Raw genomic sequence first — 19,468 nt, 5'->3', positions numbered from 1 at the left:
TACGGTATTTATGAAAAGGAGTTGTATACTAATTGGTTGATTTGGTTTCGGATGCAAATAATGGACACAGAACTAAATCTATTATTTATTTACATCCGAAACTGATATACAAAGCCTGACCTAATTCCTTACAAAACATTAAATTCCACACGCCTGTTTTGCTGGCGGTTTGTATCTGAATCGTTGGCAACAATGGGCTTACTTTTGCCAAACCCTTTTGCCGATAGTCTCGAAGCATTAATGCCTTTCTCAACCAGGTATTTAACTACAGCATTCGCACGGTTTTGAGAAAGGGTGAGATTGAGGGCATCGGCTCCTTTATCGTCTGTATGGCCAGCGATCATGATTTTAATGCTCTTATCTGATTGTAATACCTCAATCAGCCGTTCTAATTCTGGATAAGAAGCTGGCAACAGCTCAGATTTTCCAAAGTCAAAAAAGAGGTTATTTAACACAATCGTCTGGCCTTTGGTAATGGGATACATTTTAATGTCTTTCTGAATTTCCTGATACTGGCCAGTCGACTGGGTCAAATCAATATTATCTGAAATTGCATAATATCCTTCCAGTTCAGCCCGGAAACCATATTTTTTGCCATACGGAAAAACAATGTTATACTTACCATCTGTAGGATTTGCCATGCCTTCTCCAAATGCTACCCTATCCGTCAGATTTTCATAATATATTTTGGCAGCCAGTGTTTGATTCGTGCTTGCATCAATTACTCTACCACTAAGCAGTACCACCGGGTCCGGGCGGTTTTCTTCAATCAGCGGCATAATAAAAATATCCCCATTTCCTTCACCTCTTGAATACATAATGGCAAAATCACCTTTGGCGCTTACCGAAAAGTAATTGTCAAAAGCTGGCGTATTTACTGTTGGCCCCAGATTTTGCGGCACTGCCCATTTTGTATAGGTATGATCTAAAGGATATGTTTTATAAATATCATTATCTCCTATTTTGTCGCTACGGCCATCACTGGAGAAATACAAGGTTTTGTAATCAGATGAGAAAATAGGTGTATATTCATTTCCAGGTGTATCAAGGTCGGATAGTAATTCGGGTTTTGTCCAGATATGGCCATCTTTTAAATAAGAGACATACATAACCATGTTATTAGCCATAATCATCACTTTTCCGTCGGGTGTTAATGAACAACCTTGTGCAAACCATTTGTCAAAAGGTAAACTTTCAAATTCCAAGCGCTCGGCTTTAGACCAGCCATTCGCAGTCCGATACATCTTTGAAAAGCCTCCTTCTTTACCAGTGCCATTTTTAGGAAGAATCATAGCATTACCATCTGCATAAACATAGCAGACACCATCATATCCTTGCTCATCCCATTCTTTAATAAGCTGGCCTTCACTCCAGGTATTATCGGCCTGACGTGTAGTTACGTAGGGTTTGTAATCAGTGCCTGAAGCTGTAGCCGATTTTCTGTAGTAGATCTGGTTTCCGTCGGCAGACATAAACGGAGATCCATCGGTAACTTCAGGGCTGTTGGGTTTCCCTAAGTTTTTCTTCTGGTTCTGCCCGAAAGCAGTAAATACCATCCCTAATGACAGGATAATGCAAAATGTCTTTTTCATATCTATCTGATAATTAATAAAATATAATACCTTCATAAGGTAGAATTTTACCAGATTCTGCATCAGAAAGAACAGGACTTTACCTTTTGCATGTAATAAATTTGTAAAGAATATAATGTATTGGTATAATAACCAATACGTGATGGAGGTTTGACTCAGCGCATTGATCAAAAAATATAAAAAGATCTGTATATGGCCTCATAAAAAAACCTGCCACAGAGACAGGTTTTGTGTTTTACAATACTATAAAAAATATTATCTTTTTGGCTTTTCAGCTACCACTATATCCTCTACATCTGCGAAAATGCGACCACAATGTTCGCATACAATGATCTTTTTCTTATCCCGGATATCAGCCTGACGCTGTGGCGGCACCGTGTTAAAACAACCTCCGCAAGCCCCCCTTTTTACCACTACCACAGCAAGCCCGTTCATGGCATTGCTTCTGATTTTCTCGTATGATTTTAATAAGCGGTCCTCAATATTTACCTGAAACTTCTCTCTTTCTTTGATGAGTTTATTTTCTTCATCTTCACTTTCAGAAACTATTACACTCAGTTCATTATTTTTAATAGCCAGATCTTTTTTTCGTTCCGCTAATATCTGCTGGGTACCTTTGATCTCATCATTTTTGCGAAGGATTCTGGCATTGGCTTCGCTGATACGTTTATCGGCTAATTCCATTTCCAGGGTTTGCAGTTCAATTTCCTTGGTAATTGCATCATATTCCCGGTTGTTGCGCACATTCATTTGCTGGTCTTTGTACTTGTTGATCAGCTTTTCAGAATCTTTTTTTGTTTGCTTATTACGGGTGATTTCCTCTTCTAAACCAGCTATGTCTTTGTCGAATTTTCCCACTCTGGTTTCGTAGCCAGCGATTTCATCTTCTAAATCCATTACCTCTTCCGGAAGATCACCTCTTACCTTGCGGATAGCGTCTAAATTAGAATCGATTTGTTGTAAGGCAAGTAAGGCTTCAAGTTTCTGTGCTACTGTTCTTTCCATTGAGATCACAAGTAATTGATGGGGTTGGTAACTGTTTTTGACAAAATGAGTGCAATATTACGAAATTTTTCTGACAAATACGTAGCAATCAATTCTTTTGTAAAAACTTCGCTTTCATAATGCCCGATATCTGCCAGTATCAGTTTTCCTTCGGCATCAAAAAACTCATGGTATTTAACATCGGCCGTTATAAACACATCTGCTTTCTGTCGCAGGGCATCGGGGAGCAGGAAAATACCAGCGCCGCCACATAGGGCTATCCGTTGAACCGGTTTATGTAAACGGGCTGTATGCCGCACACAAGAGACTTGCATTTCCGCTTTCAGATAGTGCAGAAAATCCAGATCATCCATAGGTTCGGCCAGCTGCCCAATTATACCGGCTCCCACATTTTGGTAGGCATTTTCAAGCGCAGTAAGATAATATGCCACCTCCTCATAGGGATGAGATTGCTGTAAAGCTGCTATGACTTTATGAGAAAGATAAGCTGGTAAAATCACTTCAATCCGTTCTTCCTGCACTTCTTCGGGTTTGTTTGGCTGCCCGGTATGTGGATTTGCCTGCTCATTGGGTAGAAAGGTGCCGCTACCCTTGCTGCGGAAACTGCAATGGGAATAATTACCAATATTTCCTGCGCCTGCTTCATATAAAGCATTCAATACGGTTGTGGTATGTTCCAGTGGAACAAAGGTGACCAGTTTCTGTAATACCTGTTTTTTGGGGGCCAGTATCTTTACCTTTTCGAGTTTGAGTTTTTGGGCAATTTTGAAATTTACACCGCCTGCTACATTATCTAGGTTGGTATGAATGGCATAAATGGCAATCTGGTGCTGAATGGCTGAAATAATGGTGCGTTCTACATAATTGTTTCCATTGAGCTTTTTTAGTCCTTTAAATACAATGGGATGATGGGCGATAATTAGGTTACAATTCTCGCGAATCGCTTCTGCTACTATATCTTCTGTGGCATCCAGACTAACTAATGCTCCAGTAAGTTCCCATTCCGGACGGCCGGTAATCAGTCCGGCATTGTCGTAGCTTTCCTGGTAGGATGGAGGAGCCAGGATTTCTAGTTGTTGAATGATTTGTTGAATGGTGGGCATACATTTAAGATTAGTGGCCGGAAGTTAGAAGTTAGAAATCAGAAAACGAAGCAGAAGTATTTGTTGTTATTAATGTATAAGCTACTATTGAGTATAGATCGAAATGGGCATAAACGTAATACAGCCTACAGAAAATGAGTAGAAATTCTGATTTATAAAGTAAGTAGCTTCATAGGCGGGCATTATTTTTGTTAGTCCGATTGGCTGTTAAATTCCGAATAATTCACATAAAATTCAGGCTATGTAATAATTTGGATACATAATTTATCGTGTTTAGGGCATTTCTCTTTATACTCGTAGTTTATTTCGCTGTTATCAAAGAAAATTTATTTCATAAAATGGCCAGTACCATTGACCATTACAAACAAACTATATCCATGAAAAAACGTGCTTTGTTTAGTCTATTTTTTGCAGGACTTTTCCAGCTGCCTGTTTCTGCCCAGGATTCTACAAATGTACAAAGCGTGCAAAGTGTACCACCAGCCATTCCGGTAGAAATAATTTTGCCTACACATATCAACTGGAATTATATTCCCGAAGGACAAAAGCTGGAATTTGACCTGAAAACGAATCAGGCCGATGCCAGTGATTTTACATTTTCGTTGAAAGAGGGAGCGTTGGATGGAATGGTGCTGGATTCAACCGGCCATTTTTCCTGGACACCAGGATTTGATTTTGTTGACCGTTTGCACCCCAGCCGCAATGCGCAACTCGTATTCGAAGCCCATAATGATTTTGATGAGAAAGCAACAAAAGTGATTGAACTTAAGGTAGTTCACATGAACCAGGCACCGGTAGTAGAAGAATTAAAGCCTTTCTATGTACAATACAATGTATCAAATACTTATACTATTGATAAAGCAGCTGTGAGAGATGAGGATGAAGATCCACTGGTGTTTATTCCTATTTCAGATGCCATGCCTGAAGGTGCCAAACTTTCCAGCCAGGGAGAATTTATCTGGAAACCTTCCCTCACCCAGTTCAACCAGTTAAAAAGTAAGCCGCTCTCGCTGGAATTCTATGTAGAAGACCAGCCTGGTAAAAGCCGTACGAAAGGCAAGTTCAGGATTGAAGCCACTTCTATGGATCTGGCGCCGGAAGTTTCTATAGTTCCCAAAACGGCAGCGATCCGTTACAAAGAAGATGCTACCGTAAATATGAAGTTCTACCTGATGGACCCGAATGGAGACAGTGATATCAGTTCGTTTGGCTTTGTTTCGGAAAATACGCTGGTTCCTAAGTCTGCGCTGGTGCAGAATACTATTAATCAGTATGAATTCATCTGGACACCAGGCTATGATTTTGTGCAAGACCCAGTGGATTCAGTTACTTTTTCCATCAACTTTTTTGTGATCGACAAAACGCAGAAACGGGATGAAAAAAAGGTACAGGTTACGATTCTGAATGCTGTAAATGAAGGGGAGAAAGACAATAAATTATATACCGACTACCGCACTAGTCTGGTGAGAGCCTGGGATCTGATGGAGCAGCTAAAAGATACCGAAAAAGACCTGAAAAAGAAGTATAACCGGGCTAAAAAAGGCAAAAAAGGAAGATCCATCACCAATGCTTCTTTAGGGGCTGTGTCCGGACTTGCCCCGGTAGTATTACAGCCTTCCCCTACACAGAAGATAGTATCTACCGTAGGCGGCACCACCGTTATGACGATTGGTACCCTAGAAGCTACAGAAGTAATTGGCAGGTCTACCAAAGACCTGATTGAACGGCTGAATTATATTATGGAGAAGAAAAATGAACTCCAGACCAAAGGCGATATTTTTGCCAGAAAATATTCCCTGAAATCTTCCAGGCGTAAACCGGAATTTATCAAAGAAATGGATGAATTTGTGGCAGTTATGAACCTGAAAGGCCTGGTCGCCCTGGAACTCGATGCCGGCTGGCAGAATAAAACCAAAGCCAGTGATGCTCAGCTTGTGAGGACATTTAAAGATTTTGTGCCAGAGAATTAATCAATAACATATCCGGTTTTACACCCACAGATTTTTCAATATCTGTGGGTTTTTTATGCCCATAGGACTGATTACATAGTTAAGTTGGAAAGATGTGTTTCGAAAACAAAGAAGATTTGAGTAAGTAAAAATAAATGATTGTAATAGAGCTTGTTGGCATTTGTATAAATTTGTAGCTAAACTTACCTGAGTTAAAATATACTATTGTACAATAAGCTTATATATATATCACAATGAGGTCTTTATTTAGTTGATAATCAATTTTATAACTGTATGATTTCTTCGGACTTACATTCTTTATTGAATAATAAAAGTTCAAAATGATAGTCTTTTTATAAAGTTGTTACATCTGCGATAACTTTTACTTTTCGCAGTAATTTAAATAGTATTTGTTCTCATTATTGTACCATATTTCCAAATTCATTTCCGCGCTACATTCTTGATATGAACTATATGATGGGTTTGTTGCCAACCCGGATATCATTATGGCTAAATGTATATCTGAACAGACCTATAATTAAAGAAGTTGCGCTGTTACGTTGCAATCGGTTAAAAATAACTATTTGCGGAGGACTGTTTTACATATAGACGGCCTCATGTTCTGTTAAAATATTTCAGCTCCGCTAGTTGAATACTTGTAGAATTCTGCTTTAAACGTATCATAATTTATTGTTTATGAATATTTCTGTTTTGGCCTGGCTAAAAAAAAATGGAATAATTTCATTTATCATTTTTACCATGGCCCTCATTATAGGCAACTTCTCCCTATATCTATTCAATCGCAATGCCTTCTTCAAAAGCATGCAGGCAAAACGAGAAGTAGAGGAAGTTGAAAAAAAATTAGATTTTATCTGGACACAGGTACAGATTGCAGATATGGGTGTACGGGGATATTTGCTTCTGCCAGAAGAATCTAAAGCAGTTCCCCTGCATGAGGCGGTAGGCCGGTATGAGAAAGGCTTTGAGGAACTGGAGCAAATGCTTGCCAGACAACAGTTTGACATGAGTGCTATTGCAGACTTCAAAAAACTGTATATAGCCAAAATGGATGAAGCTTTGTTGATGAAACAATTAAAGAAGGAGGGTAAAGGAGAAGAAGCTTTAGCTATTCTTCAGAAAGACAGTGGGTATCAGTTATGGATGACATTTAAACCCCTGCAAGAACATATTCTTTCTTTTGAAAATGCATTAAAGCAAGAAGCAGACAATACATATACCAATAGTCTGGCTAATACTCTGATTATTCAAATTGTATTACTCACGATTAGCATACCAGTGTTATGTGTGGTGATCTACCGCTTATGGCAAAATGAATGGCAGAAAAAGGCGCTGTTTAAAAAACTAACCGTAAGTACCAGCAAATACCTGTTTTGCCGGACGAACCAGGGGATGGATATGGATGAAGAAAAAATCATTACATCCCTGGTAACTGACCTGCAAACGGCTTCTCAGTTTGTGAAGGATACGGCAAAAGGAAACTATGAACTCAACTGGCAAGGCATAACCGAAGAAAATGTTCACCTGAACCAGGATAACCTGACCGGGCATTTGATTCAGATGCGGGAACAAATGAAAATGGTTAAAACAGAAGACCATAAAAGATTATGGGCTAACCAGGGTTTTGCCAGATTCGCCGACCTGATCCGCCTTCAGGCCGATTCACTGGAAGATAAAATACATGTGTTTTTAGCAGAGTTAATAAAATATATACATGCCAATCAGGGAGGGGTATTTCTGGTGTCAGGTAAGGATAATGAAACCATACTGGAGTTAAAAGCTTGTTATGCTTATGGTAAGAAAAAATTCATCCAAAAGACCATTTTTCCCGGAGAGGGTCTGGTAGGACAGGTGTATCTGGAAAAAGATAAAATATTAATAACAGAGATTCCACCGGATTATATCAGTATTTCATCCGGCTTGGGACAAGCCTTACCCCGGTGCTTACTGCTGGTACCCCTGAAAAACAATGAACAGATCGTTGGTATCTTAGAAATAGCTTCTTTCCAGATACTGGAAAACTATCAGATCGAATTTATTGAAAAAGTACTTGAAAACCTGGCTTCCGTAGTGATTTCCGAACAGGTACATACCCATACCAGAGTATTGCTGGAAGAAGCTAGTCATAGGGCTGAAGAAATGCGGGCACAGGAGGAAGAAATGCGCCAGAATATGGAGGAACTGGAAGCTACACAGGAAGAGATGCGTAGAAATGAGATGGCGCACCTGCAGGAGATCACCCGTCTGGAACAAGGTTTTCAGTTAAATACCGAACTCCTGCAAAAGAAAGAAAGGGAAATGAGCGGTATTCTTACTGCTGTTGACTCTACCCTGGCGATGATTGAATTTGACCTAAAGGGTACTATTCTTACGGCCAATTCGTGCTTTTTGCAGGTCATGGAATATTCGCTGCAGGAGATCGCAGGTAAACATCATGCCATGTTTGTAAGCAAGGAATACAGGCAGAGCCAGGAATATACAGACTTCTGGCAGGAACTCTCTTCTGGCAAAGAACAGATAGGAGATGTAAGGCGGATCACGAAAAATGGAAAAGAAGTGTGGCTGAGTGCCAGTTATACACCGGTGTTTGGTGAGGACAAAAGGGTGATAAAAATTATCAAATTTGCTCAGGACATTACCACAGAAAAGCATAGATCCTTAGACCATCAGAGCCAGTTACAGGCCATTTCTAAATCAAACAGCATCATTGAGTTTGATTTATCAGGTCATATTCGTTCGGCTAATGCTAATTTCCTAACCTTGATGCAGTATGAGGAAAAAGAAATCATAGGCGCTCATCACCGGATTTTTGTCCCTGAAAAAGAAAAGGAATCAGAGGAGTACCAGTTATTTTGGGAAAGCCTCAGCAGAGGGGAATATGTTTCGGGAGAATTTCAGAGAGTTAACAAAGCCGGCAGATCTGTATGGATCAAAGGAAGCTATAACCCCATCAGTGATATCAATGGCAAAGTTTATAAAGTGGTAAAGTATGCCCAGGATGTAACCACTGAGAAATTACTGGAGCAGCAGGCCTTATCTCAAACAGAAGAATTGCGGGCGCAGGAAGAAGAGATCAGGCAGAATCTGGAAGAGTTGCAAGCTACCCAGGATGAAGTAGAACGGAAGTCACTCGAGTTGCAGGCACAAATTACCGCTGTAGACAGCAGCCTTGCTACCATCGAATTTGACTTACATGGAAATATTCTGAAAGCCAATCACAATTTCCTGCAGCTGATGGGCTATACCCTGGAAGAAATTATGCATCAGCCTCACCGGATTTTTGTAGAGAAAACATTTGGGCAAAGCCAGGAGTACCGCGATTTCTGGCAGGAATTGAAAACAGGAAAAACACAGATCGGTAGGGTGCAACGTTTTACCAAAGATGGAAAACAGGTATGGCTCAATGCCAGTTATACGCCTGTATTCGATATGGATAATAAACCAGTAAAAATTATTAAGCTGGCACAATACATAGAAATGTAATCAACTCTGGTTTAATAGGCTTTTTTGCATAAAATTGCGAAAGCGTATTGTTTGAAAGCGAATACACTTCCATTCAGGCATTACAAACCTAATTAAACTTTTACATGCAAATAATTATCGTAGCTGCCCATGCACAGAACCGGGTAATTGGCCGTAATAACGAACTGGTATGGCATTTACCCAGAGATTTTAAACACTTCAAAGAAATTACCGTTGGCCATCCCATCATTATGGGACGCAAAACCTTTGAATCACTGGGAAAACCTTTGCCCAATCGTACCAGTATTATCATTACCAGAGACGCTCATTACCAGCAAGAGGGATGTATTGTGGTGCATTCTCTAAAGGAAGCCATTGCAGAAGCTAAAAAACTGGATGACCAGATTTATATTATTGGCGGTGCTGAAATCTACAAACAGGCTTTGCCTTATACCCAAAAAATGTATCTGACCGAAGTAAAAGCATTCCCGGAAGGAGATGCCTATTTCCCTGAGTTCTCCAAAACTGATTGGCAGGAAACCGCCCGGCACTCCTATTACAAAGACGAAAAAAATGAATACGATTTTGATTTTGTAACCTGGGAGAGAAAAGATAATATCGCACATATATAAGTTAATAGTTATCCGTCATTGGTCACTAGTCATTTTTTACATCCTGACCAATGACTACTGACCAATATACCACTGACCATTTCAATTATGCGTGATATTTCTTCCAAACAAATTTCCCTGCGGACTGCCAGAGCCGTAGCCGTAGTCCTGTGCAGCCAGTATACGCTGGAACTCATGAAAAACGATGATTTGCCCAAAGGAAACTTGTTTGATGTAGCCAGGGCAGCTGGTTTTCTGGCGGCCAAACAAACCCAGATGCTCATTCCCCATTGTCATCCGGTATCCATTGACGGCATGAATATTTCGTATGCTTACCTCGATGAAGCAAATCTGCCGGAAGAAATCCAAACATTGGCTGGAAAAACGGGCGTAGCTATTATTGGCGAAGGCAAATCCATCGGACGAACCGGTATAGAAATGGAAACACTCACCACTGTTTCAATCAGTGCCCTAACTATTTATGATCTGCTCAAACCTTTGGCAGATCCAGAACTGGAGATTACTTCCATCAAACTCTTGAAAAAAACCGGCGGCAAATCAGACCGGATAAAGTTTACAAAGGTCAGGCAAGCAGCCGCTGTACTCGTGTGTTCCGATGGAACGGCTTCAGGAAAAAGGGATGATAAATCTGGTTTATTGATCCAGGAGATGCTCAAACCTCATAATATTGAGATTGCGGATTATAAAATACTTCCCGACGATACGCTGGCCATCCGGGAACAGGTACAAAGCTGGGTAGCCCAGAAAATCCCATTTATTTTTACCACCGGCGGAACGGGTTTTGGCCCCAGAGACAATACCATTGCTGCTATTCAGCCTATTCTGGAAAAAGAAGCCAGTGGTATTACAGAAGCCATGCGCGTACATGGGCAAATGCGCACCCCATTAGCTATGATGTCCAGATCCGTTGCCGGCTCGATTGGCCAGACATTAATTGTTACCTTACCAGGCAGTTCCACTGGCGTGAGAGAATCATTGGATGCGATATTGCCAGCCGTATTTCATGCCCGCAACATGCTCAGAGGCGGAGGACATGAGTAGGAAATTTATAGAATTATAGAATGCCGGAAGTTCTGAATGACAGAGGAGTTGAATAAATAAAAAATAATGATTACAATTCAGTAATTCAGTAATTCAGTAATTCAGTAATTCAGTAATTCAGTAATTCAGTAATTCAGTAATTCAGTAAGTACTCTCTTTAGTAGCCAATCGATTCAACTAAATAACAACTAAAGTTCATTGAAGCTAATTTAACCATAAAATCACTCAATCGCTCATTCTCTCATTCACTTTTGGTAAATTCATTTCAAAATCCGTTACTTTGCGCTTTTTCAAAGCGATTCCATGAGTACCACCCTTCAAGTTGATGTAGATAAGGCACATGACGTGCTCAAATCCATTGTATACCATACACCTTTACAATTTAACCAGCGGCTTTCCGATCTATTCAAAGCTTCTGTTTATTTCAAACGCGAAGACCAGCAGATTGTACGGTCATATAAAATCAGGGGTGCTTACAATAATATTTTTTCTCTCGATCCTGAGCAGCGAAGCAAAGGCGTGGTATGTGCCAGTGCCGGTAATCATGCCCAGGGTTTTGCACATAGTTGTAGTTTATTGCAGATCAAAGGCTATGTGTTTATGCCCCAGGTTACGCCTAAACAGAAAATTCAGCGGGTACGTAATTTTGGAGGTGAATGGGTTCAGATTGAACTTGTTGGAAATACGTTTGACGAAGCTGCCCATGTAGCCAGCAAATTCTGCCTGGAAAATAATTTAACCTATGTTCATCCCTTCGATAATATCCATACCATTTCCGGACAAGGCACCGTAGCCTATGAAATCCTGGAAGATTTGCCGGATGTTGAAGTAGTAATCGTTCCGGTAGGAGGAGGAGGTTTGATCTCCGGGGTAAGTGCCTACCTGAAAAACAAAAACCGCTCGATCACCATTATCGGCGTAGATCCGTTGGGAGCTCCTAAAATGGTAGAAGCCATTAAGGCAGGGTATCCTAAAGTGCTGGAACAAATTGATAGTTTTATTGATGGAGCGGCTGTAAAAAAAGCCGGTGAAATTACTTTTGAATTTGTCAAACAATACGTGGATAAGGTAATTCCGGTGGCGGAAGGGAAAGTATGCACCCATATGATCGAGCTCTACCAGAATGAAGGCTTAACCATAGAACCAGCAGGCGCTATGTCGGTAGCTGCCCTGAGCCAGGTAGCAGATTTGATTGCCGGTAAAAAAGTAGTTTGTATCATTAGCGGAGGTAATAACGATATTTCCCGCTATCCGGAAGTAATAGACCGGAGCCTGATCTATGAAGGACTGAAACATTATTTTATTATTGAATTTGCCCAGAAACCTGGCGAACTGCTGAAATTTCTGCAAAAAGTTCTCGGCCCCAACGATGATATTATCCGCTTTGAATACCTGAAAAAAACCAATAAAGAATTTGGTCCGGCCCTGGTAGGAATTGAGCTTAGCAATAAACATGACCTGGAACCTCTTTTAGAGCGCATCCGGGAAAATAACATCACCTATAAGAACATTACCCACGATGATGTATTGCGGAAATACTTTGTGTAGAAAACTCTGATAACTCAAGTCCCTTTCAACTCAGTTACTACTTTGGTAATGGTAGCTTTGGCATCGCCGAATAGCATCAGGCAATTGGGATAGCCAAATAGTTCATTTTCAATACCGGCATATCCGGCTCCCATGCTGCGTTTACTTACAATCACCGTGCGTGACTTATCTGCATTGAGAATAGGCATACCATAAATAGGACTTTGCGGATTAGTTCTGGCAGCAGGGTTTACCACATCATTGGCTCCGATGATCAGGGTTACGTCTGTATTTGAAAATTCATCGTTAATGTAATCCATCTCGACCAGTTTGTCATAGGGTACATTTGCTTCTGCCAGCAATACATTCATGTGGCCAGGCATACGGCCGGCTACCGGATGAATGGCAAATTTTACGGAAATGCCTTTCTTTTCCAGCAGATCGGTCATTTCACGTACCACATGTTGTGCCTGGGCAACGGCCATACCATATCCTGGAACTACAATTACGGAAGAAGCCGAATCAAATATCATGGCTGCTTCTTCCACGCCTACTTCTTTCACAACAATATCCGAAGCTTTTCCCTGTCCATTACTTCCGGCAGTACCAGTAGTTTGCCCAAATCCGCCCAGCAATACACTCACCAGGGAACGGTTCATGGCTTTACACATGATCTGAGTGAGGATGATCCCGGAGGTTCCGACCAGAGCGCCTGAAATAATGAGTACCTGATTATTGAGGATAAAGCCTGTAAAACAAGCGGCAATGCCGGAATAAGAATTAAGCAGCGAAATTACCACCGGCATATCTGCCCCACCGATAGGAATTACAGTAAGTACTCCCAGCAGCAGGGATACAAAAATGAGAATATACATATACATACTCATCTGGGGTTCAAGAAGCAGCAGAATCCCGGCAATAATTGATACAATGAGTAAAGCCAGGTTCAGCGGATGTTGTCCCTTAAATACAATCGCCCTGCCGCTGATATTTCCATTCAGTTTGGCAAACGCAATGTATGAACCAGTGAAAGTAACGCCGCCAATCAATACACTCAGGATAATACTAATGCCGGTAATTGTATCTACATCCTGCCCCTTTTCGATAGAGCGGAGCCAGTAATCAGAAACGGCTACAAACAAGGATGCTAACCCTCCAAACCCATTAAAAATAGCTACCATCTCCGGCATTTTGGTCATGGGCACTTTTTTGGCGTAATACGTACCTATCACTGTACCAATCAGCATACAGGCGAACATTTCCGGAAGGGTCAGTACGTTTACCTGTATCAGGGTAGCTACAATGGCAATCAGCATGGCAATAGAAGAGTAGATGTTTCCCTGCCTGGCCGTTGGCGTTTTGTTCATCATTTTGATGCCAACAATAAAAAGCACGGACGAAATAAGATAGGCGATCTGAATCAGTATGGTTAAGTCCATTCGTAAATAGTATAATATGTGGGAAGGAAACAAATTAAAAACCAGGCAGACCGCTGCAATGTCTGTTTGCCGGAAATAAATAGTGATGATTACGTCGGCAAGAAAGAAAAAGGCGCTGCTTTACAATGATAAAATAATGCACGAAACAAAGCAAGTTATTTTTATTTACTTGCAGGAAGGGTTACAAACCAGAAAGAGTCTGACTAAGTAAGCAGGTATGAATTGTTTTGGTATCTTGTAGCTAACCTGGGAACAGGAATTATACCCTTGATCCTGCTAGGTACGTATATCACTAAATCCCGAAACATAATCCGAACCATTCATCCTTGTATTGCCTATGTTTTTGCCAGACAAACAAAATCTGCTTTCCAGACGTACATTTATCAGCAGCTCCTTGCTGATGGCCAGTACTGCTTTTCCTTCAGGTAAATGGCCGGGAATCTGGCAGGAGCAGCCAGCCCGTACTATTATGACGGTGAATGGCGAAATAGCTGCTTCCAAAATGGGTTTCACATTAAGTCACGAGCATGTGATTGTAGATTTTGGAGGGGCAGATAAAGCGAGTCCGGACCGGTATAACCGGCAGGAAGTATTTAACACGGTTTTGCCGTACCTGAAGCAGGCTCGAAAACTCGGCTGCCGTACTTTTATTGATTGTACGCCTGCCTATCTGGCCCGTGACCCACAATTGCTCAGGCAACTGTCAGAGGCTTCCGGCTTGCATATCATTACGAATACTGGCTATTATGGCGCCAGAAATGATGAAAGTTTGCCTCCACATGCCTTTACTGAAACTGCTGACCAGCTATCTGAACGCTGGCGGAAAGAAGCTATAGAGGGAATTGAGGGCACTGGCATTAAACCAGGATTTATGAAGATTGGGGTGGATGGTGGAAAACTATCCGACATAGACCGCAAGCTGGTACAGGCGGCTGCCAGAACCCATTTGCAAACCGGCCTGACCATTGCCGTTCATACCGGGAATGGAGAAGGAGCTTTAGAGGAAATGGCGATATTAAAAGAAGAGGGCGTAGCACCGGAAGCCTGGATATGGGTACATGCCCAGAGTGAAGCAGATAGCGCTATTCATGCGAAAGTAGCCGGGCAGGGTGGATGGGTGTCTTTTGATGGTATTGGCTGGGATGATAGCGGCCGGCATGTAGAACTGGTAAGTTTTATGAAAAAACAGGGGTTGCTGGAAAAAGTATTGGTGTCGCATGATGCCGGATGGTACCATGTGGGAGAAACCGGGGGTGGCAAATTCCAGTCATTTGAAAAAATATTTACTACGTTTCTGCCAGAACTGAAAAAAAGAGGATTTTCCAGAAAAGAAATCAATCAATTACTGGTAAAAAACCCGATGGAAGCATTTACCATCCGAATCCGGAAAAATTAAAGTATAGTTTGTAAAATTTGGCTATCTTGTATAGGAGGCCATTCCAGATTAATGGTTCATTTTTATCAGGAAGTTCTGTCATTTTACGTACTTTTTATGTTACTTTTGTAAACTGCAATGCTATCTGCTGGAAAATATACCAGAAACGGGGGTAAAAGCGTTGTGCATGCGAGTGTAACATTTTCGACAGAAATTAAAACTGTATTACATGCAGCGTTTAGGCTCTTTTTTAATTCCTTACCGCTGCAGCAACCACTATACCTATGAAGTATCTTTTAATCTTACTGGCTTTGCAATCTATATTGTGGGCTTGTACAGATGCCAATCCTGCCTCAGAATCAAATTTGCAAGCCCTGATGCAGGAGAATGATTCGTTGATCACCCAGATTCGGTTGAAAAATAAAGAACTGGAAGAGATCACTACCTCTATGAGCCAGATTGAAATGAACCTGGCCGCTATCCGCAGAAATGAGATTGAAATAGAAAATCTGAGAAGAGAAGGGGGTGAAAATATGCAGGAACAGATCAATGAGCTCATTCAGGAAATTGATGCCTATGTGGAAGATAACCGTAAAAAAGTGGCTATTCTGGAGAAGCAAATGCTAAATACCCAAAACCAGAGTATTGGCCTTGCCAAGCTGGTAGATCAGCAAAAGCGCAATGTGTATGAAAAAGAACAGCAGATACAAAACCTGCTGGTTACGATTACTTCCCTCCGGCAGGAATTGCTTACCACCATCAACAACAAAAATGAGGAGATCAGCAATAAACAACGTCTGCTGGAAGAAAAGGAGGCTACCCTCAATACAGCCTATTTTGCGTATGGTACCCAGCAGGAACTCACCGATATCGGCATCATCCGGAAAGAGGGAGGCGTATTGGGGGCTGGAAAAAGCTATAAGCTGGCCAGTAAATTCGAAGTTAAAAACTTTAAGAAAGTAAATATCCGGCAAGTGACCGATATTGATATTGGCATTGTAGATAAAAAAAATGTAATTACTACACATCCGGCAGACTCCTATTATTTTGTAAAAACCAGTGGCCGTACTATTCTTAAAATTGTTGACCAGCCACGGTTCTGGAGCATTTCAAAATTCCTGGTGGTTGAAACGCAGGGAGGGCTTTAGTATATCCCTCTTCATGTTGCCTTGCTTTTTCTTTATTTGTAACAGGTGTTTATAAAGGCTGTAAGAATAAGTTAAGTAAATCTTTTACATCTATAATCCGTACATTAACTTTCCATACATACCTGCTTTTTTTGCGTTGCCAGCATCAGAATAAACCTTCCGGTTTTACAATACGAGTCAATCTTGTTAATTACTACATAACCGCCCCAAGCATGATATGAAAATCTACCTCCCTCCTTTACTATTTTTAGGGCTGTTGACCTTCACCTCCTACACCTATGGTCAGCGTGTGACCAATGTACGTGCCCAGGCGAGAGGGAATGTAGTAACCCTTACCTATGATTTGCAGGGAACCATTATCGGGCAGTTATATAAGGTAGAGGTGTTTAGTTCACACAATGAAATGGCTCAGCCGCTGGTACATGTGAGGGGAGAAGTGGGCCCGGATATGAAACCAGGTATAAACAAAATAATTGAATGGGGTTCTATGAAAGAACTCGGAGATTACGATGGCGAAATCAGCCTCGAAGTCCGGGCCACCCTTACCTTTTCTCCTATCCGTTTCACTACCCCTAAAAGTAATGCCATTTATAAAAGGGGGAAAAGTTATAAGTTCAACTGGCTTGGCGCTTTACCTAACGAAAATTTACAACTCGAATTATACAGTGATACTACCAGGCAATATGAGCTTGGCCGTTTGCTCAACAAAGGCGTATACCAGTGGGAAATTCCAGTGAATGCTGCTCCCGGAAAAACTTACCGGCTTAAAATCTCAAGTGTAGAAACCCCGGGTAATTTTATATTCAGTAACTATTTCACGATCAAAAGAAAAACCCCTACTGCCTGGAAAGTGGTACCGGCTGGCGTGATCACTGGCGTAGCATTGTATCTGATCCTGAAAGGGGATAAGGATAATCCGATAGTTGAAGAAGATCTTCCACTGCCACCTAAACCTAAATAATACAACCAGAATAACCGATTTTTTGCAGGTAATTTCTATATCCAATGTTAACCTGCTTTGTGTTTTGTCAACAAACCGGCTACTACCAAACTGATTGCATGAAGAAGTTAATACCTTTTTATTCATCCGTAAACCATCCGCCTGAGATGCATATTATTGCCAGTCGAGCAATAAAAATGTCTGGGGTATCTGGAAATAAATCTGTGCAGGCGATTGTTCCTTTATCTGACAATAATAGAGACAAGCGGAAAATATCTGCCATTCCGGCCACCTGTGTAAGCTTCCTTCTGTTCTTACTACTTCTTCTAACCATCAGCCAGAATGGCTTCGCCCAGAATATTATAAGTGTAGAACCCAAAGATGGAGATGTTAATGTAAAGCCGGATATTGAGCTGACGATCACTTTCGATGTACCGATTGAAGCTGGCAAAGGGCAAATAGAAGTGTTTGAGAATAATAAGAGCGCTGATAAAATTAATGTTAAGAGTAATTTTGTAACTATTACTGGCAATAAAGCTGTTGTTGAAATAAAGAAAGACCTAAAACCCGGTGCTTCTATTTATGTGATCGTGCCGGATGGTGCTTTTGTAGATGAAAGTGGCAATGATATTAAAGGGATTACAGATCCGGAGGCCTGGAATTATAGCGTAGAAGGTGTAACGGATGAAACGCCACCTGTAATCACCGATCTATCTCCTGCAGATGAAGAAGCTAATGTGCCAATTGATGCGGACCTGACCCTTATATTCGATGAAGAAGTAGTGAAGGGGACAGGCAATATAGTGATCTATCAAGGAACGACCACCCAAACCATTGCTGTCACTAATGGAGCTGTGAGCATAAATGGCAATCAGGTTACCATTGATCCTGCTTTGGATTTTGCTTCAGCTACCCCTGTGTATGTAACCATTCAGGCAGGTGCTTTCACGGATGTGGATGGCAATGCCTTTGAGGGCATCATCAGTAACACCACCTGGAATTTTTATACAGAGGACACAACTTCTCCTGCCATCACTACCCTTGCTCCGGCTGACAATAGCACAGGTGTCGCCATCGATGCTGACTTAGTGCTTACTTTCACTGAGAATATACAAGCAGGAACGGGAAATATTATTATTAATCAGGGAACTACCTCTCAAACCATTGCTGTGACCGATGCTGCCGTCAGCATTGCAGATAATGTAGTAACCATTGACCCTTCAGATTTTCCCAACAGTGCCAGTGTTTCCATCACCATTCCGGAAGGCGCTTTTACAGACGAAGCCGGAAATGAGTTTGCAGGCATTGCTGCAAGTGAGTGGCGTTTCACTACCCAAGCTCCGGCAGACAATCAGCCACCTACGGTTACATCCTATGCTCCTTTGGATAATGCCACAGGCGTGGTGTTATCCTCTGACCTAGTGCTCACTTTTAGTGAAACCGTAGTGAAAGGAGCAGGAACCATTCTGCTCTCTCAGGGCACCACCACCCAAACTATTCCTGTGTCAGATAATGCTGTAACCGTGAATGGCAATGTGGTCACCATTGATCCCCCCACAGATTTTCCTTCCCAGAGTGCTGTCAGTGTTCAGATTGCTGGCGGGGCTTTTACTGATGTGGCCGGAAATGATTATGCGGGTATTACTTCCCCTGATAGCTGGAACTTTACTAGTGAGGACAAAACTGCTCCTGTGGTTACTACTTTTTCTCCGGCAGATAACTTTATCGGGGTGGAAGCCAATGCCAATTTAGTGCTCACTTTTTCAGAAAACATGCAGAAAGGGACAGGCACTATTACCTTGCATCAGGGCCTGACTAGCCAGCAGATCGCAGTGGGCAGCACAGCAGTGACAGTCAATGATAACATTATCACCATTGATCCACCCACTGATTTTCCTTTCCTTGCCACTGTATGGGTAGAGATCCCGGCAGGGGCTTTCATAGATATTTCAGACAATGCATATGAGGGTATCTCTGCGGCCAATGAGTGGAACTTTACGGTGATCGCTTTGATAGACACCACAGATCCCACGCTAACTGCTACCACGCCGGCAGATGAGGCAAGCAAAGTGGGCATAGCAGACAATCTGCAGCTTACTTTCTCAGAACCGGTACAGAAGGGAAGCGGAACTATCACTATTACCCAAGGCACCACTTCACAGCTCATAGCCGTCAGTGATGGGGTGGTAGCAGTGAATGGCTCAACGGTGACGATAGACCCCCTATAGATTTTCCTT

Annotated in this window: 13 protein-coding genes; 9 read left to right on the top strand and 4 right to left on the bottom strand. The window is 41.7% G+C overall.

Going from position 1 to position 19,468, the window contains the following annotated elements:
* Positions 1 to 128: 128 nt before the first annotated feature.
* From GXP67_RS35505 to GXP67_RS35495, 3 genes are all read right to left on the bottom strand, one after another.
* Positions 129 to 1,592, bottom strand: coding sequence for an OmpA family protein (locus GXP67_RS35505; protein WP_162447524.1), 1,464 nt, complete (start codon positions 1,590 to 1,592; stop codon positions 129 to 131).
* Positions 1,593 to 1,847: 255 nt separating this feature from the next.
* The gene (locus GXP67_RS35500) at positions 1,848 to 2,597 is read right to left on the bottom strand and encodes a zinc ribbon domain-containing protein (RefSeq protein ID WP_162447523.1); all 750 of its coding nucleotides are present in this window, start codon (positions 2,595 to 2,597) and stop codon (positions 1,848 to 1,850) included.
* Between the two features lie 5 nt (positions 2,598 to 2,602).
* Positions 2,603 to 3,700, bottom strand: coding sequence for a Nif3-like dinuclear metal center hexameric protein (locus GXP67_RS35495; RefSeq protein ID WP_162447522.1), 1,098 nt, complete (start codon positions 3,698 to 3,700; stop codon positions 2,603 to 2,605).
* 377 nt (positions 3,701 to 4,077) lie between these two features.
* Between GXP67_RS35495 and GXP67_RS35490 the strand changes: the two genes are divergently transcribed.
* The 5 genes from GXP67_RS35490 (at position 4,078) to ilvA (ending at position 12,350) form a co-directional block, all read left to right on the top strand.
* Complete coding sequence (locus tag GXP67_RS35490) at positions 4,078 to 5,670, top strand: hypothetical protein (RefSeq protein ID WP_162447521.1); 1,593 nt, start codon at positions 4,078 to 4,080, stop codon at positions 5,668 to 5,670.
* Between the two features lie 738 nt (positions 5,671 to 6,408).
* Complete coding sequence (locus GXP67_RS35485; protein WP_162447520.1) at positions 6,409 to 9,150, top strand: PAS domain S-box protein; 2,742 nt, start codon at positions 6,409 to 6,411, stop codon at positions 9,148 to 9,150.
* Positions 9,151 to 9,254: 104 nt separating this feature from the next.
* Complete coding sequence (locus GXP67_RS35480; protein ID WP_162447519.1) at positions 9,255 to 9,761, top strand: dihydrofolate reductase; 507 nt, start codon at positions 9,255 to 9,257, stop codon at positions 9,759 to 9,761.
* 87 nt (positions 9,762 to 9,848) lie between these two features.
* Positions 9,849 to 10,802, top strand: coding sequence for a bifunctional molybdenum cofactor biosynthesis protein MoaC/MoaB (moaCB, locus tag GXP67_RS35475; RefSeq protein WP_162447518.1), 954 nt, complete (start codon positions 9,849 to 9,851; stop codon positions 10,800 to 10,802).
* A gap of 303 nt (positions 10,803 to 11,105) precedes the next feature.
* On the top strand, positions 11,106 to 12,350 hold the full coding sequence (ilvA, locus tag GXP67_RS35470; protein ID WP_162447517.1) for a threonine ammonia-lyase IlvA: 1,245 nt from the start codon (positions 11,106 to 11,108) through the stop codon (positions 12,348 to 12,350).
* Between the two features lie 14 nt (positions 12,351 to 12,364).
* Here the strand turns inward: ilvA and GXP67_RS35465 are convergent, their stop codons facing one another.
* A complete protein-coding gene (locus GXP67_RS35465; protein WP_162447516.1) occupies positions 12,365 to 13,768 on the bottom strand; it encodes an NAD(P)(+) transhydrogenase (Re/Si-specific) subunit beta in 1,404 nt (467 codons plus the stop codon).
* A gap of 337 nt (positions 13,769 to 14,105) precedes the next feature.
* On the opposite strand from GXP67_RS35465, the gene GXP67_RS35460 reads away from it, so the two are divergent.
* From GXP67_RS35460 to GXP67_RS35445, 4 genes are all read left to right on the top strand, one after another.
* Positions 14,106 to 15,164, top strand: a complete 1,059-nt coding sequence (locus GXP67_RS35460; protein WP_162447515.1) for a phosphotriesterase family protein — start codon at positions 14,106 to 14,108, stop codon at positions 15,162 to 15,164.
* 263 nt (positions 15,165 to 15,427) lie between these two features.
* Positions 15,428 to 16,291 (top strand): Cbp1 family collagen-binding glycoprotein adhesin, encoded by an 864-nt coding sequence (locus GXP67_RS35455; protein WP_162447514.1) that lies wholly within the window; start codon positions 15,428 to 15,430, stop codon positions 16,289 to 16,291.
* 217 nt (positions 16,292 to 16,508) lie between these two features.
* Positions 16,509 to 17,252, top strand: a complete 744-nt coding sequence (locus tag GXP67_RS35450) for a Ser-Thr-rich GPI-anchored membrane family protein (protein ID WP_162447513.1) — start codon at positions 16,509 to 16,511, stop codon at positions 17,250 to 17,252.
* A gap of 98 nt (positions 17,253 to 17,350) precedes the next feature.
* Complete coding sequence (locus GXP67_RS35445; RefSeq protein ID WP_162447512.1) at positions 17,351 to 19,459, top strand: Ig-like domain-containing domain; 2,109 nt, start codon at positions 17,351 to 17,353, stop codon at positions 19,457 to 19,459.
* The last annotated feature ends 9 nt before the right edge of the window (positions 19,460 to 19,468 follow it).

Origin of the sequence: Rhodocytophaga rosea, from assembly GCF_010119975.1 — a bacterium.
Taxonomy (GTDB): Bacteria; Bacteroidota; Bacteroidia; order Cytophagales; family 172606-1; genus Rhodocytophaga; species Rhodocytophaga rosea.
Note: the sequence above shows the minus strand (reverse complement) of the source record. Positions and strands in the feature narration are given on the sequence as shown.